24 protein-coding genes are annotated in these 25,450 nt (G+C 55.1%); 7 read left to right on the plus strand and 17 right to left on the minus strand.

Translation table 11 applies throughout. The features are described 5' to 3' along the window. The first annotated feature begins 102 nt into the window (after positions 1 to 102). Positions 103 to 1,632, plus strand: a complete 1,530-nt coding sequence (gene lnt, locus IEX86_RS02655) for an apolipoprotein N-acyltransferase (RefSeq protein ID WP_188864504.1) — start codon at positions 103 to 105, stop codon at positions 1,630 to 1,632. 44 nt (positions 1,633 to 1,676) lie between these two features. Here lnt and IEX86_RS02660 read toward each other — a convergent pair whose 3' ends face one another. Together IEX86_RS02660 and IEX86_RS02665 are read right to left on the minus strand one after the other, a co-directional pair. Beyond that, positions 1,677 to 2,438, minus strand: a complete 762-nt coding sequence (locus tag IEX86_RS02660; RefSeq protein ID WP_188864505.1) for a YdcF family protein — start codon at positions 2,436 to 2,438, stop codon at positions 1,677 to 1,679. Between the two features lie 104 nt (positions 2,439 to 2,542). Continuing rightward, the gene (locus IEX86_RS02665; RefSeq protein ID WP_188864506.1) at positions 2,543 to 2,908 is read right to left on the minus strand and encodes a hypothetical protein; all 366 of its coding nucleotides are present in this window, start codon (positions 2,906 to 2,908) and stop codon (positions 2,543 to 2,545) included. A gap of 193 nt (positions 2,909 to 3,101) precedes the next feature. Here IEX86_RS02665 and leuS point away from each other — a divergent pair, with 193 nt between their 5' ends. From leuS to IEX86_RS02690, 5 genes are all read left to right on the plus strand, one after another. After that, positions 3,102 to 5,708, plus strand: a complete 2,607-nt coding sequence (gene leuS, locus IEX86_RS02670) for a leucine--tRNA ligase (RefSeq protein ID WP_188864507.1) — start codon at positions 3,102 to 3,104, stop codon at positions 5,706 to 5,708. Positions 5,709 to 5,731: 23 nt separating this feature from the next. Continuing rightward, on the plus strand, positions 5,732 to 6,340 hold the full coding sequence (locus IEX86_RS02675) for an LPS-assembly lipoprotein LptE (protein WP_188864508.1): 609 nt from the start codon (positions 5,732 to 5,734) through the stop codon (positions 6,338 to 6,340). A 36-nt stretch (positions 6,341 to 6,376) separates the two neighbouring features. Beyond that, positions 6,377 to 7,435 (plus strand): DNA polymerase III subunit delta, encoded by a 1,059-nt coding sequence (holA, locus tag IEX86_RS02680; RefSeq protein WP_188864509.1) that lies wholly within the window; start codon positions 6,377 to 6,379, stop codon positions 7,433 to 7,435. A 49-nt stretch (positions 7,436 to 7,484) separates the two neighbouring features. Then, the gene (gene arfA / locus IEX86_RS02685) at positions 7,485 to 7,643 is read left to right on the plus strand and encodes an alternative ribosome rescue factor ArfA (RefSeq protein WP_188864510.1); all 159 of its coding nucleotides are present in this window, start codon (positions 7,485 to 7,487) and stop codon (positions 7,641 to 7,643) included. 86 nt (positions 7,644 to 7,729) lie between these two features. Continuing rightward, positions 7,730 to 9,049 (plus strand): lytic murein transglycosylase, encoded by a 1,320-nt coding sequence (locus tag IEX86_RS02690; RefSeq protein WP_188864511.1) that lies wholly within the window; start codon positions 7,730 to 7,732, stop codon positions 9,047 to 9,049. 44 nt (positions 9,050 to 9,093) lie between these two features. Here IEX86_RS02690 and lipA read toward each other — a convergent pair whose 3' ends face one another. The 12 genes from lipA to IEX86_RS02750 form a co-directional block, all read right to left on the minus strand. After that, a complete protein-coding gene (gene lipA, locus IEX86_RS02695; protein ID WP_188864775.1) occupies positions 9,094 to 10,026 on the minus strand; it encodes a lipoyl synthase in 933 nt (310 codons plus the stop codon). Positions 10,027 to 10,099: 73 nt separating this feature from the next. Further along, on the minus strand, positions 10,100 to 10,741 hold the full coding sequence (gene lipB / locus IEX86_RS02700) for a lipoyl(octanoyl) transferase LipB (RefSeq protein ID WP_188864512.1): 642 nt from the start codon (positions 10,739 to 10,741) through the stop codon (positions 10,100 to 10,102). Continuing rightward, positions 10,741 to 11,019, minus strand: coding sequence for a DUF493 domain-containing protein (locus tag IEX86_RS02705; protein WP_188864513.1), 279 nt, complete (start codon positions 11,017 to 11,019; stop codon positions 10,741 to 10,743). Before IEX86_RS02705 ends, lipB begins: the two co-directional genes overlap by 1 nt. A 59-nt stretch (positions 11,020 to 11,078) precedes the next feature. Beyond that, positions 11,079 to 12,239: a D-alanyl-D-alanine carboxypeptidase family protein gene (locus IEX86_RS02710; RefSeq protein WP_188864514.1), complete on the minus strand. Its 1,161-nt coding sequence runs from the start codon at positions 12,237 to 12,239 to the stop codon at positions 11,079 to 11,081. 70 nt (positions 12,240 to 12,309) lie between these two features. Then, entirely contained in the window at positions 12,310 to 13,311 is a 1,002-nt protein-coding gene (locus IEX86_RS02715) for a septal ring lytic transglycosylase RlpA family protein (RefSeq protein WP_188864515.1), read from the minus strand. Continuing rightward, entirely contained in the window at positions 13,308 to 14,327 is a 1,020-nt protein-coding gene (mltB, locus tag IEX86_RS02720; protein WP_373290380.1) for a lytic murein transglycosylase B, read from the minus strand. Before mltB ends, IEX86_RS02715 begins: the two co-directional genes overlap by 4 nt. Positions 14,328 to 14,344: 17 nt before the next feature. After that, on the minus strand, positions 14,345 to 15,448 hold the full coding sequence (rodA, locus tag IEX86_RS02725; protein WP_162493721.1) for a rod shape-determining protein RodA: 1,104 nt from the start codon (positions 15,446 to 15,448) through the stop codon (positions 14,345 to 14,347). Between the two features lie 38 nt (positions 15,449 to 15,486). Next, the gene (gene mrdA / locus IEX86_RS02730; protein ID WP_188864516.1) at positions 15,487 to 17,376 is read right to left on the minus strand and encodes a penicillin-binding protein 2; all 1,890 of its coding nucleotides are present in this window, start codon (positions 17,374 to 17,376) and stop codon (positions 15,487 to 15,489) included. Between the two features lie 18 nt (positions 17,377 to 17,394). Next, the gene (gene rlmH, locus IEX86_RS02735; protein ID WP_010797094.1) at positions 17,395 to 17,862 is read right to left on the minus strand and encodes a 23S rRNA (pseudouridine(1915)-N(3))-methyltransferase RlmH; all 468 of its coding nucleotides are present in this window, start codon (positions 17,860 to 17,862) and stop codon (positions 17,395 to 17,397) included. 8 nt (positions 17,863 to 17,870) lie between these two features. Further along, complete coding sequence (gene rsfS / locus IEX86_RS02740) at positions 17,871 to 18,221, minus strand: ribosome silencing factor (protein WP_188864517.1); 351 nt, start codon at positions 18,219 to 18,221, stop codon at positions 17,871 to 17,873. A 21-nt stretch (positions 18,222 to 18,242) separates the two neighbouring features. Beyond that, the gene (gene nadD / locus IEX86_RS02745) at positions 18,243 to 18,887 is read right to left on the minus strand and encodes a nicotinate-nucleotide adenylyltransferase (protein ID WP_188864518.1); all 645 of its coding nucleotides are present in this window, start codon (positions 18,885 to 18,887) and stop codon (positions 18,243 to 18,245) included. Continuing rightward, entirely contained in the window at positions 18,887 to 20,146 is a 1,260-nt protein-coding gene (locus IEX86_RS02750; protein ID WP_188864519.1) for a glutamate-5-semialdehyde dehydrogenase, read from the minus strand. Before IEX86_RS02750 ends, nadD begins: the two co-directional genes overlap by 1 nt. Positions 20,147 to 20,387: 241 nt before the next feature. On the opposite strand from IEX86_RS02750, the gene IEX86_RS02755 reads away from it, so the two are divergent. Beyond that, positions 20,388 to 21,710 (plus strand): bifunctional DedA family/phosphatase PAP2 family protein, encoded by a 1,323-nt coding sequence (locus IEX86_RS02755; protein WP_188864520.1) that lies wholly within the window; start codon positions 20,388 to 20,390, stop codon positions 21,708 to 21,710. A 9-nt stretch (positions 21,711 to 21,719) separates the two neighbouring features. On the opposite strand, the gene IEX86_RS02760 is transcribed toward IEX86_RS02755, so the two are convergent. From IEX86_RS02760 to parC, 3 genes are all read right to left on the minus strand, one after another. Beyond that, positions 21,720 to 22,298, minus strand: a complete 579-nt coding sequence (locus tag IEX86_RS02760; RefSeq protein WP_188864521.1) for an LON peptidase substrate-binding domain-containing protein — start codon at positions 22,296 to 22,298, stop codon at positions 21,720 to 21,722. Between the two features lie 85 nt (positions 22,299 to 22,383). Continuing rightward, entirely contained in the window at positions 22,384 to 23,091 is a 708-nt protein-coding gene (locus tag IEX86_RS02765) for a PqiC family protein (protein WP_188864522.1), read from the minus strand. A gap of 104 nt (positions 23,092 to 23,195) precedes the next feature. Continuing rightward, complete coding sequence (gene parC, locus IEX86_RS02770) at positions 23,196 to 25,448, minus strand: DNA topoisomerase IV subunit A (protein WP_188864523.1); 2,253 nt, start codon at positions 25,446 to 25,448, stop codon at positions 23,196 to 23,198. Positions 25,449 to 25,450: the final 2 nt, after the last annotated feature.

Consider the following 25,450-nt stretch of genomic DNA (forward strand, 5'->3'; position numbering starts at 1 on the left):
CCAGACAAGCCGTTAAACAGTCCTGTATTACACCCTCTCAGTAGCTAGCAGCACCCGGCATCCATTAAGCTTGCGCACCGCTGCATAGACCAAGGATTTCCGATGCGCTGGATGATTACTCCCGGCTGGAAAGGCAATTTACTAGCATTAGTGGCCGGTGCCCTGACACCTCTCGCACTGGCACCTTTCAACTTCTGGCCGATAGAAATAGTATCGATTGCCCTCTTCTATCTCTCACTACGCGAATTGCGCGCTGGCGGGGCATTCCTGCGTGGCTGGTGCTATGGCCTGGGTGCATTCCTGGCCGGTACAAGCTGGGTATACGTCAGCATCCACGACTACGGTGCGGCATCGATGCCCTTGGCAGCAGGCCTCACGTTTGGCTTTTGCGCCGGTATCGCTTTGTTTTTTGCTTTACCTGCGTGGTTATGGGCGCTTTGTCTACGCCGAAATCATGCTCCGGCGGCGGACGCGTTGGCGTTTGCAGCACTCTGGTTTGGCCTGGAGCTATTCCGTAGCTGGTTCCTGACCGGATTCCCCTGGTTATTTGCAGGTTATAGCCAGATGGATGGCCCGCTGGCCAGCCTTGCCCCGGTTGGGGGTGTCTGGCTTCTGTCATTCAGCGTGGCGCTGATCGCTGCCCTACTCGTCAACATACCCTGGCTGATCCGTAAACCAGTCAGCCTGGTTGCTGGCATTGTTTTACTGATTGCCCCCTGGTTTGGCGCCATTGCCTTCAAAGGGCAAGTCTGGACACAGCCCGCTGGTGAGCCCCTAAAGGTTGCAGCCATGCAAGGCAATATTGCCCAGGAGCTTAAATGGGACCCAGGCCATGTGCAGAATACGCTGGCCCTGTATCGCCAAATGACCATCCAGGAAGGCAAGGTCGATCTGATCGTCTGGCCGGAAAACGCCATTCCGGTGCTTAAGGAATATGCTAATGGCTACCTCCAGGAGGTTACAGCCATCGCCAGTCAGCGAGGCGCGGCGCTTATCACAGGCATTCCAGTACGCGAGCGTGACGACAAGGGCCAGGACCGCTTCTATAACGCGGTAACGGTCAACGGTGACAGCGCAAACACTTACTTCAAGCAGAAGCTGGTTCCGTTTGGCGAATATGTACCCCTACAAGAACAGTTGCGCGGACTGATCACCTTTTTCAATTTACCTATGTCCGACTTCTTGCCGGGTCCCAGAGACCAGCAGCTCCTAACAGCCAAGGGATATGCGATTGCGCCGTTCATTTGTTATGAAGTGGTCTATCCGGAGTTTGTGGCGGATATGGCCGCCCGCAGCGACCTGCTGCTAACTGTGAGTAACGATACGTGGTTTGGTAAGTCATTCGGCCCCCAGCAACACCTACAAATGGCCCGCATGCGCGCGCTGGAAAGTGGTCGTTGGATGATCAGAGGGACGAACAACGGAGTTACAGCCCTGATTGACCCATTCGGCCGCATCACTACCCAGATTCCATCATTTGAGCTGGCTACACTGCATGGGTCGGTCGTGCCGATGCAGGGCACTACGCCCTACCTGACCTGGCGTCTCTGGCCACTAGCCATTTTGAGCGGCCTGCTGGCTCTTTGGGCGCTGTTCCGAAGGGGCATTGAACGCTCCCGCCGTATTGTTTGATATCGCATAGAGGCAGGGTCAGGAAATAACTGGCCTGCCTTTCTTCAACGATAGGCCAAAGGATAAGCGACAAGCCCTATCGCTTCATTCAGCAGGATCATGCTTTGGGCAATAGCCTTGGATTCCGGCATCCACCCACCTAATGGCTTTCCACTAGGCGTACCCATAAAGCCCATCGGAGCAGCGATAACCTCAAATCCCTGACGCTCGAAGCACCATCGAGCGCGCGCCATATGAAAAGCCTGGGTGACCAGCACGATTCGCTTCACGCCAGCCGGCTTGAGAATGGACGCGCTAAGCGTTGCATTCTCCCACGTGGTGCGGCTGTTCTTTTCCTGCCACTTCACGGATACCCCAAGGTCTTTTTCCATCACTTCGGTCATCAGCTCAGCCTCGCTGGGAGGCGATGACAAGGGTGAGCCTCCTGAAATCAGAATCGGCAGCTGAGTGACCTTGGCAATACGTGCAGCATAGCGAACACGCTCGATTCCCATTGCGCTGGAAACATCGCCTTCCCACGCTGGATCGTTACGCTCTCGAGAGGCACCCAATACAACAATGGCATCCGCTTGCTGTGTAAGGGAAGGCCAATCGGTTTGGGCAATAGGAGGGTCACGCTCGATCACGCGGGCCTCCCATTCAACCGCAACCGGCAGACTGATCAGCCAGAAACCTGCAACACCCAACCCCAGGCAAGTCATTGAAGCCTTGGGCCAACGCTTGCGTAACACAAGACCTGCCAGTAAAAGCAGTAAAAACAAGCCTGGCGGCATTAGTAGCTGCTTGCAAACGTAGCGAATCAACATCGAGACATCCATGACGTCAGGCACATTCCTGGTCAAGCGAAAAACAAGACGCGATGATAGCGCGTAGAAAGCGGATTACCGATGCACTGGCATCCAAAGTGGGATCAAATGGCACATGTATCCGTGCTGCAGACCTTATGAGTCATGCACAGGGGGCATCGCTCGATCTGCTGACCATCATTAACTTGCAGCCCGCAACGCAGGCAACGCACCGCCACTGACGGCTTTCCCAGACAGGAAGGTCTCGGATAGATCAGCTCCTGACAGGCATGAACCCATTGGTCATTTCTGACCAGCCATGCCCTGATGATTTCCAGATCTTCCAGATGAAGGCCTGAAATTTCTATTTCCTGCTGCGTTTTGCGGTGCAACCGCTCCGCCGTGGCAGCTTCGTCCAGAGCGCGCTCCAGACGCCGTTGCAAACGCTCCAGCGGATGTCTCGCCAGGCGCTGCGCTGTGTCATAACTCATAGATAGCCTCCGGAAAGCCCTATCCTGCTGTTACCCAAGCGTAGTGCGCGATTGGTGAAACCGCGAGCCGAGAAAATGACGGATTTCACTTTTATGAAATAAAAGGCTTTCTGGCTAAAGGTTCCTTGCTTGGAGACGGTTCATGTATGCTTACCGGCTTATCTAATTGCCTTTCGTAGCCGCAGATCACGCCATGCACGAACATTACCAACCCCGTGAGATAGAAGCCGCCGCCCAATCCTGGTGGGAACAGAACAATGCCTTCTCTGTAACGGAGCAGCCGGGAAAGGAGAAGTACTATTGCTTGTCCATGTTTCCCTACCCGAGTGGCAAGCTACACATGGGGCACGTCCGCAATTACACCATTGGTGATGTAATTGCCCGCTATCACCGCATGCAGGGTAAAAATGTCCTGCAGCCCATGGGGTGGGATGCCTTCGGTATGCCGGCGGAAAACGCCGCGATGAAAAACAACGTCGCTCCTGCCAAGTGGACGTACGAAAACATCGAATACATGAAGAACCAGCTCAAGAGCCTGGGCCTTGCTATTGACTGGTCGCGCGAAGTCACAACCTGCAAGCCCGACTATTATCGCTGGGAGCAGTGGCTTTTCACGCGTCTCTTCGAAAAGGGCATCATCTACCGCAAGAACGGCACCGTAAACTGGGACCCGGTCGACCAGACTGTACTGGCGAACGAGCAGGTCATCGACGGTCGCGGTTGGCGCTCCGGCGCGCTGATCGAGAAACGTGAGATCCCGATGTACTACTTCCGCATTACCGACTATGCGGAAGAACTGCTGGCCTCTCTGGATGACCTCCCCGGCTGGCCCGAGCAGGTCAAGACCATGCAGCGCAACTGGATTGGCAAGTCCCGCGGCATGGAGGTTCAGTTCCCCTATGACCAAGCCTCCATTGGTCATGCGGGTGCACTAAAAGTTTTCACGACTCGCGCTGATACGCTGATGGGTGCTACCTATGTCGCTGTTGCGGCCGAGCATCCATTAGCCACCCAGGCGGCGCAGAACAATCCCGAATTGCAGGCGTTTATTGACGAATGCAAGCGCGGCGGCGTGGCAGAAGCAGACATTGCCACTCAGGAAAAGAAAGGCATGCCGACACCTCTGTTTGTCGAGCATCCACTCACTGGCGAAAAGCTGCCAGTGTGGGTCGCCAACTATGTCCTGATGCATTATGGCGAAGGCGCAGTCATGGCCGTACCAGCACATGATGAACGCGACTTTGAATTCGCAACCAAATACAGCTTGCCGATCAAGCCAGTCGTACGCACCAGTGCAGGTGACGAAACGCCTGCGCCTTGGCAAGCCGCTTATGGTGAGCACGGCACGCTGATCAACTCCGGTGAATATGACGGTCTTGATTTCAGCGCGGCGTTTGAGGCCATCGGCGCAACCTTAAAGAACAAGGGTATGGGTGAAGCTCGTACTCAGTTCCGCCTGCGTGACTGGGGTATCAGCCGCCAGCGCTACTGGGGCTGCCCAATCCCGATCATCCATTGCGATAGTTGTGGCGATGTTCCTGTTCCCGAGGATCAGCTCCCCGTCGTTCTGCCAGAAGACGTAATCCCGGACGGCGCAGGTTCTCCTCTGGCTAAAATGCCCGAGTTCTACGAGTGCACCTGTCCCAAGTGCGGCGCCGCAGCCAAGCGCGAAACCGACACCATGGATACCTTTGTCGAGTCGTCCTGGTACTTTGCTCGCTATGCCTCCCCCCAGTTCGAAGGTGGTATGGTCGACAAAAATGCGGCCAACTACTGGCTGTCTGCTGATCAGTACATTGGCGGTATCGAGCACGCTATTCTCCACCTGCTCTATGCACGCTTTTTCCACAAGCTGATGCGTGACGAAGGCCTGCTCTCCTCCAATGAGCCCTTCAAGAATCTGTTGACCCAGGGCATGGTGATCGCTGAAACCTATTACCGCATGAATGAAAAAGGCGGTAAGGACTGGTTCAACCCGGCTGATGTAGAAGTCGAACGCGATGCCAAGGCCAAGGTTATCGGTGCCAGGCTGAAGTCGGACGGCCTGCCGGTAGAAATTGGTGGCACTGAGAAGATGTCCAAATCCAAGAATAACGGAGTGGACCCGCAGGCCATGATAGATCAGTACGGTGCTGATACGTGCCGTCTGTTCATGATGTTCGCTTCTCCGCCAGACATGAGCCTTGAATGGTCTGACTCTGGCGTAGAGGGCGGCAGTCGCTTCCTGCGCCGTGTATGGCGCCTAGCCCAAGCTCATGTCAGCCAGGGGCTTCCCACTGCACTGGATGTGGCGACCCTGACCAACGAGCAAAAGGACGTCCGTCGCGCCATTCACCTGGCGATCAAACAGGCCAGCCAGGACATTGGTCAGAATCACAAGTTTAATACAGCCATCGCAGCGGTCATGACCCTGATGAACGTGCTGGAAAAGGCACCTCAGGCCAGCGATCAGGATCGTGCCTTGATGCAGGAAGGCTTGGAAGCCGTAGCATTGCTGCTGGCGCCTATTACGCCACATATCTGTCATGCCTTGTGGGCTGAGTTAGGCCATACCGATGCGGTTATCGATGCCCGCTGGCCAAGCGTAGATGAAAGCGCTCTGGTACAGGACACTCTGCAGATCGTCATTCAGGTCAACGGCAAGCTACGCGGCCACATAGAGGTTGCAGCCCAAGCCAGTCGTGAAGACATCGAGGCTGCTGCCCGTACGAACGAAAATGTTCTGCGCTTTACCGAGGGACTGACAATTCGCAAGGTCATTGTCGTTCCAGGCAAGCTGGTCAATATCGTCGCCAATTGAAGCCGAACGGAGTGAAAAACATCATGATGAAACGGAGCCTTCCCTGCCTTGCGGCGATTGGAATGACCGTATTGCTAAGCGCTTGTGGTTTTCAACTGCGCGGTACAGGCAACACCGAACTGTCGCTGCGTGAACTGAGCCTATCCGCCCGTGACAGCTATGGCGAGACGGTCAAGCAGGTAAGAACCATGCTTGAAAGCAATCATGTCAACGTCAACCCGGGCGCGACGTATACGCTGTACCTGGCAGGTGAGCAGCAGACACAACGCACAGCGAGCTATACCGCCGGCGCGCGAAGTGCTGAAATTGAGCTGACTACCAAGCTGCCCTATGAGATTCACGGTCGCAACGATGCAGTGCTGCTTCATGACGAGCTGGAAACGCAGCGCTACTACGTAACCGATGAAAACAACATTATTGGTTCTGAACAGCAAGCCCAGCAGTTGAGAAAAGAGATGCGCGCAGAATTGGTCCGCCAACTGGCCTCCCGCCTGCAGACCATTACGCCTCAGCGACTCGACAAACTGCAAAGCGAAGCCGATGCACGTGCACGCGCCGAAGCTGAAGCAGAACGTGCAGCGCAGCAGAACATGCCGCCGCAGCAGTCTCCGATCGAAATCCCCTCCCGCTAAAGACTACGGGGCCTCACGGCCCCGTATTTTCTTCTTATGAAACTGAATCCAGCTCAACTCGCCAAGCACCTACAAGGGCAACTGGCCGCAATCTATGTCATTAGTGGTGACGAGCCCCTGCTTTGTCAGGAGGCGGCCGATGCCATTCGAGCCTCAGCGAAAAGCCAGGGATTCGATGAGCGCCAAGTGTTCAACGTGGAAGCTAACTTTGACTGGAGTCTGCTTTACGAAGCAGGCGCAAGCCTTTCACTGTTTGCACAGAAGCGACTGATCGAACTGCGCATTCCGAACGGTAAGCCTGGCGATAAGGGTTCAGAGGCGCTACTACGTTATCTGTCACGCCCCGCTGAAGATACGTTGCTTCTCATTACTCTACCCAAGCTTGATGGTAGCGCACAGAAAACCAAATGGGCCAAGGCGCTCATTGAGCACCCGGAGGCTCAGTTCATCCAAATTTGGCCGATTGACGTCCATCAGCTGCCTCAATGGATCCGCCAGCGTCTTTCTCAGGCTGGCTTGGCAGCCTCTCAGGAGGCAGTAGAGCTGATTGCCGTGCGGGTAGAAGGCAACCTGCTGGCAGCCGCACAGGAAATCGAAAAGCTCAGGCTCCTGGCCGACGGAAACCCGCTTGATGCAGCCACTGTACAAGCAAGCGTTGGCGATAGTGCCCGCTTTGACGTGTTCGGCCTCATCGATGCAATACTGGCAGGCGAAGCCAATCATGCGCTACGTATTCTGGAAGGTCTTCGCGGGGAAGGTGTCGAGCCCCCTGTGATCTTATGGGCCCTGGCCCGAGAGTTACGTCAACTGGCCAACCTTGCACAACAGCAAGAGCAGGGCATACCGCTTGATCGTGCGTTTGCCCAGGCCAAGCCACCGATCTGGGAGAAAAGACGGCCATTGGTAAGCCGTGCCCTACAACGGCATTCGGTCATTAAACTGAATCGACTGTTACTGGACGCCCAGCATTTGGATGCACAGATCAAGGGACAGGCCCAGGGTGATGTATGGACAACCCTACGTCAGCTGACCCTTATGCTGGCCGGGCAACGGTTTCCACTGCCCTCTGCTGCTCTGGATACCTTTCAACGATAGTCGTAAGATGCTCCCTCCTATGCACAACACATACTAAGCGAGCATTCTTATGGCCAAAAAACAGCGACGGCCCAACAAGGCCAAATCAACCATCGCCCAACCCCTGTTTCGCTGTCGACAGGAAAAGCCTAAAAAAGGCAAAGGCAGCTACCGCCGCGAAGCCTTCCCAACTGACGATGGGAAGGCTTTTTTATTAGTAGCGGCATAATTCCCTGTACTTCTTTCTCCAAACGAAGACGCCTCGATTCAGGCATGTTATGGTGACGAGTCTGTTGACGCACCCGGTGGGGATTCATGCAACACGGGAAAAAACGCAGGCTGAAACACAGCAGTCTTATTGCAGGCACCCTGGCGACCTTGATCACAGGGATCATTGCTGCTTGCGCACAAACACAGACGCAGAGCGAGACGGCTGCGCCAATCACAACGAACACTTCCAATACTTCCTCGCAGAATCGCTCCGTCAATACGACGCCCGAGCCTTCTCAGGAAAGCTTCGAGCAGTGGCGAGATCGATTTCGTCAGGATGCTCAGGCCGCTGGCATTAGCGCAGCAACATTCAGTCGAGCCTTCACAGGGGTAACCCCTGATGATTCAGTGATTGCAGCGGATCGCAGCCAACCCGAGTTTACCCGGCCCGTTTGGGAGTATCTGTCCTCTGCGGTTTCGCAACAGCGCATCGCAAACGGCCAGAAATTGCTAGTTCAGTACTCCAGTCTCCTGGCACAGCTCGAAGCCCGCTACGGCATCGAGCCAGAACGCCTCGTAGCTTTTTGGGGTATCGAAAGCAATTACGGCAACAATATGGGTAACAAAAGCGTTGTTCGCTCTCTGGCAACCTTGGCCTATGAAGGTCGCCGCCCCGCCTTTGCGCAGGCGCAACTACTGGCCGCCCTGACCATCATTCAAAATGGTGACATTACGCCTGAGCGTATGATTGGCTCTTGGGCCGGCGCCATGGGACAAACACAATTCATTCCGACGACCTATAACGAACATGCCGTCGACTTCGATGGCGATGGTCGCCGGGATATCTGGGGCTCCAACGCTGATGCCTTGGCCTCAACAGCCAATTACTTGAAAGCCTCTGGCTGGCAGGATGGGAAGCCCTGGGGATTTGAAGTGCGCCTGCCTCAGGGTTTTGATTACGCCCAGGCAGACATGGATATCCGCAAGCCTCTATCGGACTGGCAGGCCATGGGTGTTCAAGGCGCAGCGGCGCCATTATCTCCCGCGTATTCCATGGAACAAGCCTCTCTGCTCGTTCCAGCGGGTCATCGAGGCCCAGCCTTCCTAGTCTTCAACAATTTCCGAACCATTCTTCGTTATAATAATTCTTCGTCTTATGCATTGGCCGTCGGGCTTTTATCAGACAGCTACAAAGGCGCGGGAAAAGTCAGTGCAGCATGGCCGCTTGAGGATGTCCCACTCAGCCGAAGCGAGCGAGTCGAACTTCAGCAGCGCCTGGCGGACCGGGGTTTTACACCTGGCACTGCTGACGGCATCATAGGTGCGAATACACGCAAAGCCATACGAGCATTTCAACAGACGCTAGGCTGGCCTGCAGATGGCTACCCTACTCCCTCTCTACTGGCTCGCCTACGCTCCCAATAAACAATAAAAAAGGCGCTTAAAGCGCCTTTTTTATTGCCATTCGATCAGGAGATCTTACTGCCATGAGCTTGCTGATCGGCATGGTAGGACGAACGAACCAGTGGGCCGGAGGCAACATTCTTGAAGCCCATCTTTTCACCTTCCTCAGCAAACCAAGCGAAGGTATCCGGGTGTACAAAGCGCTGTACCGGCAGGTGATTACGGGAGGGCTGCAAGTACTGCCCCAAGGTCAGCATATCGATCTCATGCTCGCGCATACGCTTCATGACCTCGATGACTTCGTCATCCGTCTCCCCAAGCCCTAACATCAGGCCTGACTTGGTAGGTACATGCGGTACGCGCTGCTTGAACTTCTGCAGAAGATCAAGAGACCACTCGAAATCAGAACCTGGACGAGACGACTTATACAGGCGCGGGACCGTCTCCAGGTTGTGATTGAAAACATCAGGCGGTTCGGTAGCGGTGATATCCAATGCAATATCCATACGCCCCCGGTAATCAGGCACTAAGGTCTCAAGTTGAACACCTGGGGACAACTGGCGGATCTCGCGCAAGCAGTCAGCAAAGTGTTGCGCACCGCCGTCTCGCAAGTCATCACGGTCAACCGAGGTAATAACGACATATTTCAGACGAAGATCGGCAATCGCGACGGCCAGATTTCTTGGCTCGTCCACATCCAAAGGCTTCGGACGACCATGCCCCACATCACAGAAGGGACAACGACGCGTACAGATGTCACCCATGATCATGAAGGTAGCGGTGCCGCCCGAGAAGCACTCACCCAAGTTGGGGCAAGAGGCTTCCTCACAGACGCTATGAAGCTTGTGCTTGCGAAGCAGCTGCTTGATGCGCTCCACTTCGGGCGTTACCGGAATTCGCACACGAATCCAGTCAGGTTTACGCGGCAGCTCTTCGGTTGGGATGATCTTGACCGGAATACGGGCAACCTTTTCTGCACCACGTAATTTGACGCCCATTTCGACTTTCTTGCGCACAGGCGCTTCAGCGATGGGCGTCTCAACGTTCACACTGTCTTGCACTGTTGTCATGTCAGCTCTTTTCCAGGGTGATCTGGTCAGCATAGCCAAGCCGTGACACAAGCTGCTCACGCAGCCGCTGAGTCACCTCGGCAAATTCGATAGGCCCGGCGTGATCGCGTAGCTGGGTCATGGCCAGGCCGGCATAACCACAGGGATTGATTCGACGGAACGGCGCCAGATCCATGTCGACATTCAAGGCCAAGCCATGAAAGGAGCGTCCGTTACGGATACGCAGGCCAAGGGATGCGATCTTTGCACCATTGACATAAACACCAGGGGCGTCAGGTTTCGCATAGGACTCAACTCCGTAGCTGGCCAACAGACCGACCAGGCTCTGTTCCATCCGGGATACGAGTTCACGAACCCCCAACCCCAATCGCCTGACATCCAGAAGCAGATAGGCGATCAGTTGTCCTGGCCCATGGTACGTTACTTGGCCGCCTCTATCGACCTGTATGACAGGAATTTCACCCGCATTGAGTAGGTGCTCGGCCTTGCCTGCTTGCCCCTGAGTGAAAACAGCAGGATGCTGCAACAGCCAAACCTCGTCCAGTGCCGAAGGATTGCGCTTGTCGGTAAAGCGCTTCATGGCTTGCCAGGTCGGCTCATAGGGGGCCAAGCCCAGCTCTCGGAAGCCGAGCGTCTTGTCCATTACAGCACCATGTGAACGCGGCCTGTACTACGCAGGTCGGCGTGAATCGACTGTAATTGCTCGACGCCTGTGGCGCGGATCAGCACCTGTACAGACAGAAAGCGGCCATTACGGCTATCACGTGTTACCCGAGTCGTAACATCCAGGTCCGGCGCATGGCGTTGAATGATTTCAACCACCAAATCAGCAAAACCGTCTCCGGCATCGCCGATCACCTTGATCGGGTAGTTATCGCAAGGAAATTCAATTTTTGGAGCTTGAGTGTCGGTATCAGTCATGGCATTCGCGGGTCTGGGGCCCGAAGGTAAAGACGCCCGCAAAAGCGGGCGTCCTGGGATCAGTTGAACAGTCCGTAGAAGAATAGACGAATGCTATCCCACAACTTACGGAAGAAACCACCCTCTTCGACCGGCTGCAGGGCTACAAGGTCAGCAGTATGCATGACCTTGTCATCCAGTTTTACTTCAACCTTGCCAATAGCCTGGCCTTTGGCAATGGGTGCAGTGATCTGCGGGTTCATGACAATTTCAGCCTTCAGCTTTTTCAACTGGCCACGAGGCAAGGTCATGGTCAGGTCGTCAGCAAGACCTGCAGAAACCTCTTTCTCGGTGCCTTTCCAGACCGGCGCGCGAGCAAGCTCCACACCCTTCTTGTAGAAAGACTGAGTTTCAAAGAAGCGGAAACCGTAGGTCAGAAGCTTCTGGGTTTCGGCAGCACGGGCCTGCTCACTGTTAGTGCCGAAGACTACTGCAATTAGGCGCATGCCTTCACGCACAGCTGAGGCCGCCAGACAGTAGCCTGCTTCCTCAGTGTGGCCTGTCTTCAGGCCGTCAACAGTCTTATCACGCCATAGCAGCAGGTTACGGTTTGGCTGCTTGATATTGTTCCAGAAGAATTCCTTCTGGGAATAAATGGCATAGTGGGTCGGCTCTTCGTAAATAATCGCACGAGACAGCTTGGCAATGTCATGAGCAGACGAGTAATGATCCGGGTTAGGTAGACCCGTAGCGTTCATGTAGTGGGTATTGCTCATTCCCAGGCGCTGGGCTGTGGTGTTCATCATGTCGGCAAACGCATCTTCACTACCGGCGATATGCTCGGCCATGGCCACGCTCGCATCATTGCCAGACTGGATAATGATGCCGTGGAGCAAATCGCTAACCGAAACCTGATTACCCACCTGAATGAACATCCGGGAGCCGCCAGTACGCCACGCGTGCTCGCTCACGTTGACCATATCGCCTTCCTTGATACGGCCACGCTGAATTTCCAGAGTAGCAATATAGGCCGTCATCAACTTGGTCAGGCTCGCCGGAGGCAGGCGCTGATCGGAATTATACTCTGTGATGATCTGGCCACTGCTCGCATCCATCAGGACCCAGGACTTGGCAGCAAGCTGTGGGGGCGAAGGAATCATCGGCTCGGCCGCCCAGACGGCCGGTGCAGCGATGAGCAGAACGAGCAAAAAGACGCGTTGAGCTAAGGTGGTGATGTTCATCCGACTCTCTAATGGTTAAGCAGACTAATTAAACAAGCCCAGAGGGCATACACACAGAGCGTCCTTGCTCCTAATCCGGACGTACCACTGAGGCTTGCCCCAAATTGGCAAGACGTACGGTATTTTGCAGCTGGCTGGCTTCACCCTGCGTGCCGATCGGTCCCAGTCTCACGCGGTGCAGGGTCTGCTGGTTGCGCACGACCGAGCTGATAAAGACTGGGGCAGCCGTCAGCTCGCTGAGCTTGTCCTTCAGGAGCTCCGCAGCGTCCGGATTGGCGAAGGCGCCCACCTGGAGATACAGCCCACCGGCTTGCGCAGAAGCGTTTTTTTTTGAGTCAATCTCTAGCGGCACAACCGGAGCGGCATGCTGTTGCGGAGGCGGATTATAGGTTTCAACGGTGGCCACTGCCTGCGGCTTGACGGGTGCCGGAGCGGTAACCGCACGCTGTGGCTGCGCCAGAACCATTGGCATGGGACGGCCCTGCTGGGCCCACCACTGCGCCGGATCAATGCCCTCAACACGCACGTGAGCCGTTCCAGTCTCGGCGTATCCAAGCTTTTTAGCAGCAGCAAACGACAGGTCGATCACACGATCGGAATAAAAAGGGCCCCGGTCATTAACCCGCACAATGACACTTTTGCCATTATCCAGATTGGTTACACGAACGTAGCTGGGTAACGGCAATGTCTTGTGAGCAGCGGTCATACCATACAGATCATAGGTCTCGCCATTCGCTGTGGCTTGGCCATGAAACTTGGTACCGTACCAAGAAGCTGTACCGGTTACACGATAGCTTGTGGCATCGTTTAACGGAAAATAGGTCTTGCCCAGTACCGTATAAGGGTTGTTCTTGATCGGCCCGTAGTTGGGCATTGGAACAGCATCAGGAATGCGCGAAATATCCACATCCCACCACGGCGCACCGTCCTTGTGTGGACGGGAATAACTGCCAGGCCCTGCTATAGACCCATAGGTGGGAGGTTTCTGCGGGGGTTGGCTCGAACAGCTCGCTATCAGCCCTGCCAGGGCGAGGCAGGCAGTAACAGTCAGTCCACGATTAAAGTGTTTCATTGCGACGCCCCATGTGCATGACGCTCAGCAATAGCCTCCGCCAACTGGTTGACAGCCATGGCGTACATGACGCTGCGGTTGTAGCGCGTGATTGCGTAAAAATTAGGCAGGCCCATCCAGTACTCCGGGCCTGAATTGCCGTCCAACCGGAACGAGGTTACACGTAGGTCATCCCTCAGGGGCTCGGATGGGTTCCAGCCCAGCGCACGCAACTCTGCCACGCTTTTGATGGGTTCGATACCCTGAACAACGCCTTGCTCTACTTTATCGCCACGCACTTGAGCACGTACAGCCACGGTGCCGCCTGCCGTCCAGCCGTGACGCTTGAAATAGCTGGCGACACTACCGATCGCATCGGCTTTGTCGTTCCAGATATCAATATGGCCGCTTCCATCAAAGTCCACGGCATAGGCGCGAAAACTGCCTGGCATGAACTGGGGAAGCCCCATGGCGCCTGCATAAGAGCCGGTCAAGCTAAGCGGATCAACCTGCTGCTCACGACTCAAGAGTAGAAATTCACGCAGCTGATCCCGAAAGAACGGTGCCCGTTGAGGATAATCAAAGGCTAGAGTCGACAGCGCATCCAGCACCCGATAGTTGCCCTTGTTTCGGCCATAAAAGGTTTCTACGCCAATGATGGCAACGATGAACTGAGGCTGGACGCCATACTCACGCTCGGCTTTCGCCAAGGCTTCGGCATTTTCGTTCCAGAACGCTACCCCTTGCTCGATACGCTTGTCGGTAACGAAGATAGGCCGATATTCACTCCAAGGCTTTACCCGCTCAGCTGGGCGAGAAATAGCATCAAGAATACTCTGCTTGCGCTCCACCTCGCCAAACAGGTCCTTTAACTGCTGTCCAGCAAAGCCATAATTACGCGTCATCTCATTGATGAAGCTGGCAACCTGAGGCGAATCGTCATAGTCACCGGCAGTTGCGGCGCCTGTGAACCCTATCGCTCCCAGCAGACCGAAGCACTGAAGGCAGCGGCCCATCCATCCAAACGGTGTCAGCATTGCGTCCTTCACTTAAATCACGATTGGGCGATCCACTTCCGGTGTGTATGGATCGCCATCAAAACTCCAAAACCGCACAGCAACGTCACAACGGACGTACCGCCATAGCTGATAAACGGTAACGGCACCCCAACCACAGGCAGCAAACCGCTGACCATGCCAATATTAATGAAGACATAAACAAAAAATGTCATCGTCACGCTACCAGCCAACAGCTTGCCAAACAATGTTTGTGCCTGGATGGTAATCGTAAGCCCTCGCCCTATCAGTAGCAGGTACAAGCACAGCAGCAGACATACGCCAACCATGCCGAACTCTTCTCCAAGGACGGCAATGATAAAGTCCGTATGGCTTTCGGGCAAAAAATCCAGATGAGATTGCGTTCCCAAAAGCCAACCCTTGCCAAATACACCACCGGATCCGATGGCTGCCTTCGACTGAATGATGTTCCATCCAGACCCCAAGGGGTCCATTTCGGGATCAAGAAAGGTCAACACCCGCCGCTTTTGATAATCGTGCATGACGAAGAACCACATTGCGACGGCAACCGGTGCCGCAGCTGCTACCGCGCCAATGAGCCAGCGCCACTGCATTCCTCCGACGAATAGCACAAAACCACCCGAGGCCAGAATCAGCATGGCCGTCCCAAGATCGGGCTGATCAAGAATCAGTACGAAAGGTATGCCGATTGTAATCAGGCTTACAACGATGTGCTTGAAGCTGGGCGGAAGACTGCGCTTGGATAGATACCACGCCACCATCATGGGCATGAGCAGCTTCATGAACTCGGATGGCTGAAAACGAATGACCCCTGGGATATTGATCCAGCGTGTGGCGCCCATGGCGTTATGGCCCATGACGTCAACGACCACCAGCAGCGCAACGCCGATTAAGTACCCCAAAGGTACCCAACGAGCCATGAAACGAGGCTCAAACTGCGCAATCACAATCATGGCCACCAGGCCAAGCCCAAAGGAGGTGCCCTGCTTGATTACCAGATCCCAGCTCTTGCCACTGGCTGAATACAACACGAACAACCCGACAGCCCCGAGCATGAGCAATATCAACAGTAGAGGGCCGTCAATATGCATGCGCTGCAACAAGGTGGAACGGCGGCGCATGACGTCGCCTTCGGGTATCGTTCGGTCGAAGTTAGAATTCATGGCTTGGTTGACTCCGCAACGACCGGCTTGGCGTATTCAGCCTTGAGCTTGCCATTTTCATCCAACAGCCAGGCATCAGCGACTTCCTTGAGTACAGGCGCCGCAACGCCGCTGCCAGACTCTCCATTTTCGACCATAACGGAGATGGCTATCTGTGGGTTGTCTGCCGGCGCAAACCCTACGAACAAAGCATGGTCACGATGGCGCTCTTTAAGCGCGGCAGAGTTGTAACGCTCGTTCTGACGAATCGCGACTACCTGTGCAGTACCACTTTTACCCGCGATCCGGTAAGCCGCTGTAGCGCCCATCTTATGAGCAGTACCACGCGGTGCATGAACCACTGCCTCCATACCCTGAGTAATACGATCCCAGTTTGCGGGATCCTTGAGCAGGATATCGGGCATTGGATTTGAATCCACCGGAGGCTGATTCTCGATAGTTTTAGCCAGATGCGGGCGAATCCATTTGCCATGACTGGCGATAAGACTGGTAGCCTGGGCCAGCTGCAAAGGCGTTGTTTGCATATAGCCCTGGCCGATCCCTAGGATCAGCGTTTCACCAGGGAACCATACCTGACGCCGCGTGACCCGCTTCCATTCCCGTGACGGCATCAGACCCGAGGCCTCTTCGAACATATCCAGCGAAACCCGTTGCCCGATACCAAAGCGATTCAGGTAGTCATGCAACCGATCGATACCAATCTTATGGGCAAGATCATAGAAATAAGTATCGTTGGAACGCATGATGGCTGTTTCCAGATCAACCCAGCCATCACCGCTATGATTCCAGTTGCGGTACTTGTGATCGTAATTGGGTAGTTGGTAGTAACCCGGGTCGAATACTCGGGTACTCGGCGTCACCACGCCAGCATCCAGCCCGGACAGTGCTACTACTGGCTTAATTGTGGAACCTGGCGGATATAGGCCGCGCAAGACACGGTTATACAGTGGCCGGTCAATCGAGTCGCGAAGCTCTGCGTAGTCCTTGAAGCTGATACCCGCAACGAACAGATTAGGGTTATAACTAGGCTGGCTGACCATGGCTAGCACTTCTCCCGTACGCGGCTGAATGGCTACGATAGCTCCGCGTCTTCCGCCCAAGGCTTTTTCCGCAGCTGCCTGCAGATTCGCATCCAGGGTCAGAACGATATCCTTCCCAGGCTTCGGATCGGTACGATTGAGTACCCGCAACACTCGACCACGAGCATTGGTTTCGACTTCTTCATACCCTACCTGCCCATGAAGCTCGCTCTCGTAAAACCGCTCGATGCCGGTTTTACCAATATGGTGAGTGCCGCTGTAATTGACCGGGTCGAGCTTTTTCAGCTCCTGTTCGTTAATCCGGCCCACATACCCAACCGAGTGCGCAAAGTGCTCACCCAAAGGATAATGCCGTACCAGCTGGGCGGCGACATCAATGCCAGGCAACCGAAACTGATTGACCGCAATACGGGCAATCTGGTCTTCGGTCAGCTCAAATAGAATAGGGACAGGTTCAAAAGGACGACGCCCCTGTCGCATCCGCTTTTCGAAAAGCTCCTTGTCTTCAGGCTGCAATCCAAGAACTTCGACAACCGTGTCGAGTGTCTTTTTCCAATCCCCTGCTCGCTCACGCGTAACGGTTAGGCTGAAGCTGGGCCTGTTGTCTGCGAGAATGACGCCGTTTCGGTCATAAATCAGCCCCCGCGTTGGCGGAATCGGCTGAACATGGACACGATTGTTCTCGGAAAGAGTGGAGTGATAGTCATATTGCATGACCTGCAGGTAGTACATACGCGCTACCAGCAGGCACGACAAGAACGCAATCACGGCCATGCCGATGAACACGCGCGAACGGACCTGGCGAGCGTCTTTTTCGTGGTCCTTGAGACGAATCGGTTGCGGCATCGACGAGTGGAAACGAGATTACTTGTGGTAAGGGTGCCCAGCCAATAGCGTCCAGGCTCGATAAATCTGCTCGCCGACTAGAATACGTACCAGCGGGTGAGGCAAGGTCAAGGGTGATAATGACCAACGCTGCTCACTACGCGCCATGACCTCCGGCGCGAGCCCTTCCGGGCCACCGACCATGAGATTGACGTTACGGGCATCAAGTCGCCAGCGGGAAAGTGTTTCAGCCAGTTGCTCCGTGCTCCACGGTCGACCGCCCACCTCCAGCGTTACTATACGCTCTCCTGGCTGAACCTTTGCCAACATGGCTTCACCTTCCTGGCGGATAAGCCTGGCCACATCAGCATTTTTGCCTCGCGTATTGAGTGGAATCTCCACCAGTTCGAGAGGCAGTTCAGGCGGGAGGCGCTTGACGTACTCTTGCCAACCTTCTTCAACCCAACGCGGCATGCGCGAGCCGACTGCGATCAATCGCACACGCACGGTATTACTTACTCACCATGAGCTGCGCGGCTTTGCTCTGCACCACGCCAGAGGCGTTCCAGATCATAGAATTCGCGGGTAGTCGGCAGCATGACGTGTACGACAACGTCACCCAGATCCAGTAACGCCCACTCGCCTGCTTCCAGCCCTTCACTACCCAAAGGCCGGACACCATTCTTCTTGACCTTTTCTATCACGTTATCTGCCAGGGACTTCACGTGACGGCTTGAGGTGCCGCTTGCGATAACCATGACATCAGTCACGCTGGTCTTGTCTCGTACATCCAGAACGGTAATGTCCTGGGCCTTCATATCTTCCAGCGCGTCAACCGCCAGTTGAACGAGTTGTTCACTTTGCATAACTACGTATAAACCTCATATTCAAGTCGTAGCACGGTACAGGCCGTGCTTTTCGATATAGATCATTACTGCGTCCGGCACGAGGTAGCGCACCGACTTTCCTGCTGCAAGCAGACCTCTTATTTGCGTGGCAGATACCGCCAAAGGCGTCTGCCAGATATAAGTGATCTGCCCCGCCGGCCCGGAAAGCGCCTGCGGATCAGGCTGCGTACGCGCAGCGATAAGATCGCACAGCTCTTGGGGAGGCTCGCTGTCCGCGTCGGGACGCTGCAGGACCAGAATGTGGCAATGATCCAAGAGTTCATTCCATCGATGCCATCCTGGCAATCCACAAAAGGCATCCCAGCCCAGCATCAGTAAAAGCTGTACATGCGGCCCCATCTCCCGCCGCAGCACTTCAAGCGTTTCGATCGTATAGGAAGGGCGTTCACGTCGAAACTCGATATCATCAACACGCAAATACTCAACATTCTCGACTGCCAGCTTGACCATCTCCAAGCGCTGCCGAGCAGAGACCTGTGGAGCACCACGATGAGGTGGACGCGCGCCAGGAATCAGCCGCAACTCATCAAGCTCAAGTTGCTCGGCCACTTCTAGCGCACTGCGCAAATGACCGATATGAACCGGATCAAAAGTGCCGCCGAATAACCCGATACGCGTGGTCATCAAGAACGAACTTGCCCGTCGCCAAGGACGATGTATTTTTCACTGGTAAGACCTTCCAGACCTACCGGCCCACGGGCATGCAACTTGTCAGTCGAAATACCGATTTCAGCGCCAAGCCCGTATTCAAAGCCATCAGCAAAACAGGTAGGCGCATTGACCATCACAGAGCTCGAATCAACCTCGGCCAGAAACTGACGTGAACGACCCAAATCCTCTGTCACAATGGCATCCGTATGATGCGAGCCATAATGATTGATGTGAGCGATGGCCTCATCCAGATCAGTGACTACCTTGATCGACAAAATCGGAGCCAGATATTCCGTGCTCCAGTCTTCTTCGCGAGCAGGTGTGACGTCGATAATATCACGTGTGCGTTCGCACCCTCTTAACTCCACGCCTTTTTCGCGTAGCGAGGCGGCAATAGCGGGCATAAAGGTGCTGGCAACTCCCGCATGTACCAGAAGCGTTTCCATCGCCCCGCAAATACCATAACGATAGCACTTGGCATTAAACGCAATACGATGCGCCTTTTCCAGATCAGCTTGATCATCCACATAAACGTGGCAGATACCATCCAGATGCTTGATCACAGGGACCCGCGCATCCTGGCTGATTCGCTCGATCAGCCCTTTTCCTCCGCGAGGAACGATCACATCCACATAGTCAGGCATGGTGATCAGGGCGCCAACTGCAGCACGATCTGTTGTTTCGACCACCTGAACTGCTGCTGCCGGTAACCCTGCCGAGGCAAGCCCGTCCTGGATACACAGCGCAATAGCCCGGTTGGAATGAATGGCTTCGGAGCCGCCCCTTAAAATCGTGGCGTTACCCGACTTCAGGCACAAGCTGGCAGCATCAATAGTCACATTGGGGCGCGACTCGTAAATGATACCAATAACACCCAGCGGGACACGCATCTTGCCAATCTGGATACCTGAAGGACGGTAACTCATATCGCGGATAGCACCCACAGGGTCCGGGAGTGCAGCAACCTGACGTAGCCCGGTAATCATGCCATCGATACGGGCTGGGGTTAGCGCCAGTCGGTCCAGCAGTGCCGAATCCAGGCCTGACGCACGCCCTGCAGCCAAATCTTTTTCATTTGCCTCGATCAGTAACGGTCGTGCACGATCCAGCGCCTCTGCAACCGTCAGAAGGGCGTTGTTCTTCTGCATAGTCGAAGCCCTGGCCAACAGCCGTGAGGCTTCACGGGCCGCACGGCCTAAACGGGTCATATAGTCGTGCACGGACTCGGTCATGGCGAAAATGAGTTTGGCTGAAAATTAAACAATTATACCGGGGGAAACCCAAGACGGACAGTCATCACATGCAGCCGTCATAGATTGAAAAGCTTTAATGCTCCTGCCTGAAACGCAGGACAGATGAGCCTAGGTATCATCGAGACGGCAAATCGGCTCTGATTCTGAGCGAGCTGTACTGAACCGCTCATCGCCTGGCCAGTCGAAAACGCGTTATATCCAAGGACTTACCATACCGCTCATGACCGCTTTTCTTGCCGACCTGAATGCCTGGCTAGGTGCACATCCCCATTGGCTAGGGACTGTCCTATTCATCACAGCATTTCTCGAGTGCCTGGCGCTGGCAGGTTTGCTTGTTCCTGGCACCGTTGCCTTGTTTGGCATCAGCGTATTGGCAGGAAGCGGTGTGCTGGGCCTTAGCGAAACGCTTATCCTGGGGTATCTGGGTGGACTGTTAGGCGATGCTGCGTCTTATTATCTTGGAAGGCGGTTTCACCAGAATATCCGCAGCCTTCCTGGATTACGTACCCATCCAGAGTGGATTTCCTCGGCGGAAAGTTTTTTTCAACGCAATGGCATTACCAGCTTATTGATAGGCCGCTTCATAGGTCCGCTAAGGCCTATGCTGCCAATGATTGCCGGAATGCTGGATATGCCAGTCATTCGCTTTGCGGTTGTAAGCCTCATTGCTGCGGCGGGTTGGTCGGCCGTATACCTGCTACCAGGCTGGATGACCGGTGCAGCGTTTCGCCTTCCCCTGCCGCCCGACTTCTGGCCGCAGGCCGCCGTCGTAGCAGGTGGAGCGGCCGTTTTGCTTGCGTTCATCATGCATGCCACTCTACGCGGGCGCAGTGGCTCAACGTTTATAAGCGCTGCACTGACCTTTGCGCTTTTGCTTGCGTTGCTGCTGGGCTGGCAACACTTACGCTCGCTGGACGAAGGTATCATGACGCTTGTCCAGGAACATCGGCAGCCATTCCTGAACAGTGTAGCGGTCATCATTACTCGCTTAGGCGACTTCCGAACCCAACTGATCGTAGCGGTTGTCCTGATTGTGTTGCTGGCAGCGATGCGCCAATGGCGCGGGATGTTTTTTGCCTTGGGTTCATTGCTAGGAACGGCAGTAGCCAACGGTACGCTGAAAAATCTGCTTGCACGGGCGCGCCCAGACATTCTTGCTGAGCCATTGACTACCTATAGCCTGCCTAGTGGACACAGTTCTGCATCGTTTGCCTTCTTTTTAACGCTGGGAATTTTAGCCTCACGGGGGCAATCTGCTCGGGTAAGACTGACAACGCTGGTCGTTGCCGCCCTACCCGCCTTAACCATTGCCACAACCCGTGTTTACCTGGGCGTACATTGGCCTACCGATGTCCTGGCGGGAGCGCTTCTAGCGGGTAGTTTCTGCGCGCTGAGCCTGGCCATCGTGCAACGCCAGGCAAGGCTCCAGCCTTTAACACTGCGCTTCTGGTGGATATTTATCCCGATTGCACTGGCTGTATTTACCTTTGCAGCAGCCTGGGCCTTACCCGTCGCCATAGAGCGCTATCTGCCTGCCACATGACAGCCTGCTTTATTCCTGCAGGCTGGATAACAACTCATGGAGGCGATCCAGACGCTCACCCGGATCATCAAAAGACAATAATTCGCTTTTTTGCTCGGGTGTAAAAGGCAGTAAGTAGGCTAACTGATAACCCAATTCGCGCTGGCCACCCGCCGTCCCATCCAGGTCCAGCGCTACCACCATAGGGTGCTCGGCCAGCGCTTGCAGCAATGCCGCCAAGTCATCATGTTTATCGGTTAAAGGGCGTTCGGCCGGCTCGTCCAGCCACTCGACCGTACCGATGGTTAGCTGATCACTCTGAACTTCGGTCTCCAGCAAGCGGAACCGCCGTATACCTTCCACTCTAACTCCCAGCAAACCATTGGATTGCTGTTGCCAGTCCTTGACAACAGCTTCGCAACCGAACCCTCCAAGGCTCGTCGGTGCAGTGCCCACCTCCTTGCCCTCAAGAATAGTCACTACCCCAAAACCGATATCTTGCTTCAGGCAGCGACTGATCATATCTAGGTAGCGAGGCTCGAACAGCTGTAGATCCAAGGGGCAACCTGGGAATAGCGTGGTCGATAAAGGGAACAGGGGCAGCTTCATACTGGCGTCTCAATCTATCGTCAGGATTGCTTATTGACGCCTTTAAGTCCGCCACGTGCAATGGCGGACCCGAAAAACTTCATATTCAGAAGCGATAAACCTCCGCTCCCGTACGGATTGGAATGATTTTGGGACGCTTTGCTGGCAGGTCAATTTCTTGAGCTACCTGCGTCCTGGGTTGTTTCGAGGACAACTTGGCAGACTTTTTAGCAGCCTGTTCAGCAACGGTCACCGCACCGGACAGCTGTTTGGCCAGTTGCTGTAGAAGAAGGCTCTGAGCCCTCACCTGGTCAGCCTCGGTTCCGTCATGTTTTTCCTCCAAGTGAACCATACGGCTACCTCGGAGCTTCTCGTTGCCATCCAGTAAATGCCAGCGCGCATCGAGAACGGCTGGCTGTTGTGGGCCGGAGTCCAGACGAGAGATATCCAACTCAATCATGACTTCAGGCCTGTACCCCTCAGGTGCACTTCCTATCACGACCCTGTTACTGTTGAGGCGCCACGCCATCTGACGGAGCAGCACATGCTGCATGTCATCGGTGAGAGAGCCTGCCCAGCGCGCCTTGCCCTCGGAGAGGGAGCCATCGGAATGCCGCTGCAGCAGTGTTCTGCGCTGCAGGTAATTGGCAATGGTCAGGCTGCGAATTTGCACGGCGGAGCCGGCTTTGGTCTTGGGGACTGAAGCCGTCCCGCTGTCCAGCTGATAGTAATGAGCCGGATATAGGCTAGCGCACCCCCCCAGACCCAAGGTCATGGAGGCTGCAAGCAATGCCATCAAACACATTCGCTTCATCGAATACCTACTGTCGAGCCACGTCCTGGCTGCTACCGATTACGTCGGACGAAAACAGACGGCGAATCATCCTAGAATTTTACGCCGTCTTCCAGCCAATCCGATCAAATCTCGACATCCAAGGCATCAACGCGCTGGAAACCTCGTGGCAATTTGTTACCACGACGACCGCGCTCGCCCCTGTAGTGTTCCAGATCATCACCCTTGAGTGACAACGTCCGCTTACCTGCCTGCAACACTAGTTGCCCACCTGGCGGTACGATTGCGAAATCCACCATGTACTCCTCGCGGCTGGCCACACGATCACCCGCAATACCGATGATCTTGTTGCCCTTGCCCTTGGCCAGCTGCGGCAGGTCGGACACGTTGAAGACGAGCAGACGCCCTTCGGTCGTAACCGCTGCAAGTAGATCCGCCGCCGCATTACGAACAACCTTGGGAAGCATGACCTGCGCGCCGGCTGGCAACGTAATCAAGGCTTTGCCTGCTTTGTTCTTGGCCTGCAGGTCTTCACCCTTAACGACAAACCCATATCCCGCATCGGATGCCATCACATATAGCTGCCCGTCATCCGGCAGGAGCACTGTCTCGAATGTTGCGCCAGGCGGCGGAGTGAGACGGCCTGTCAACGGCTCGCCCTGGCCTCGTGCAGAGGGCAGCGAATGTGCTGCCAGCGAGTAGCTACGTCCAGTTGAGTCGATAAAAACCGCAAACTGATTGGAGCGCCCGGGTGCAGCCGCCTTGAAGCCATCCCCTGCCTTATAGGAAAGTCCGGTAGCGTCGATGTCATGACCTTTGGCGCTGCGTACCCAACCTTTTTCAGATAGCACGACCGTTACCGGCTCGGTTGGCATGAGCTCGGTTTCAGATAACGCACGAGCTTCGGCACGCTCGACAATCGGTGATCGGCGATCATCTCCGTAAGCCTCAGCATCCTGAATCAGCTCATCACGCACGAGCTTGCGCAGCTTTTTCTCGTTACCTAACAAGCCTTGTAGGTGCTTCTGTTCTTTGAGTAGTTCATCCTGCTCGCTTTTGATTTTCATCTCTTCCAGACGCGCCAACTGACGCAACCGGGTATCAAGGATGTAATCCGCCTGAGTCTCGCTTAACCCGAAGCGTGCCATCAGCACGGCCTTGGGCTGCTCCTCGGTACGAATGATGTGAATCACTTCGTCCAGGTTCAGGAAAGCAATCATCAAACCGTCAAGCAGATGCAAGCGACGCTCTACTTTGTCTAGCCGGAACTGCAGACGGCGGCGTACGGTGCCAATGCGATACGTCAGCCACTCACCCAATACCTGGCGAAGGTTTTTAACCTGAGGCTTGCCATCCAGCCCAATCACATTGAGGTTCACGCGATAGCTGGATTCAAGGTCGGTCGTGGCAAACAGGTGCTGCATCAGCTCATCGAGGTCGACTCGGTTAGAGCGTGGCACAACGACAATACGTGTCGGGTTCTCATGATCAGACTCATCGCGCAGGTCAGCCACCATAGGCAGCTTTTTAGCCTGCATCTGAGCGGCGATCTGCTCTAACACTTTGGCGCCCGATACCTGATGCGGCAACGCCGTAATGACCACCTCGCCCTCTTCTTTACGGTATACAGCGCGCATACGCACGGAGCCGCGCCCTGTTTCATAGAGCTTTAGAAGATCAGCCCGCGGGGTGACAATCTCCGCCTCGGTCGGAAAATCAGGGCCTGGCACATGCTCGGTTAGCTGTACAACGGTTGCCTGGGGCTCATCCAGCAAGCGAATACAGGCTGCAGCCACTTCGCGTAGATTATGAGGGGGAACATCGGTAGCCATACCAACGGCAATACCGGTTGTGCCATTGAGCAACAGATTAGGCAGGCGCGCCGGCAGTACAGCAGGCTCATCCAACGTACCATCGAAGTTAGGCACCCAATCCACAGTGCCCTGCCCCAGCTCCGTCAATAAGACTTCGGAGTAGCGAGAAAGCCTTGCCTCGGTGTAACGCATCGCGGCAAAGGATTTGGGATCGTCCGGCGCACCCCAGTTCCCCTGACCATCGACCAATGGATAGCGATAGGAGAACGGCTGCGCCATGAGCACCATGGCCTCATAACAGGCACTGTCGCCATGGGGATGATATTTACCCAGCACATCACCCACCGTACGGGCTGATTTCTTGTGCTTGGAATCGGCGCTCAAGCCAAGCTCGCTCATCGCATAGATAATGCGACGCTGAACAGGCTTCAAACCGTCACCGATGTGAGGAAGTGCTCGGTCCATGATGACGTACATGGAATAGTTCAGGTACGCCTGCTCGGTAAAGTCGGCCAGCGAACGGCGTTCTACACCGTCCATGCTCAGATCGAGAGAGTCGCTCATGC

This window comes from Pseudomonas asuensis, assembly GCF_014646755.1.
GTDB classification, from domain to species: domain Bacteria; phylum Pseudomonadota; class Gammaproteobacteria; order Pseudomonadales; family Pseudomonadaceae; genus Chryseomonas; species Chryseomonas asuensis.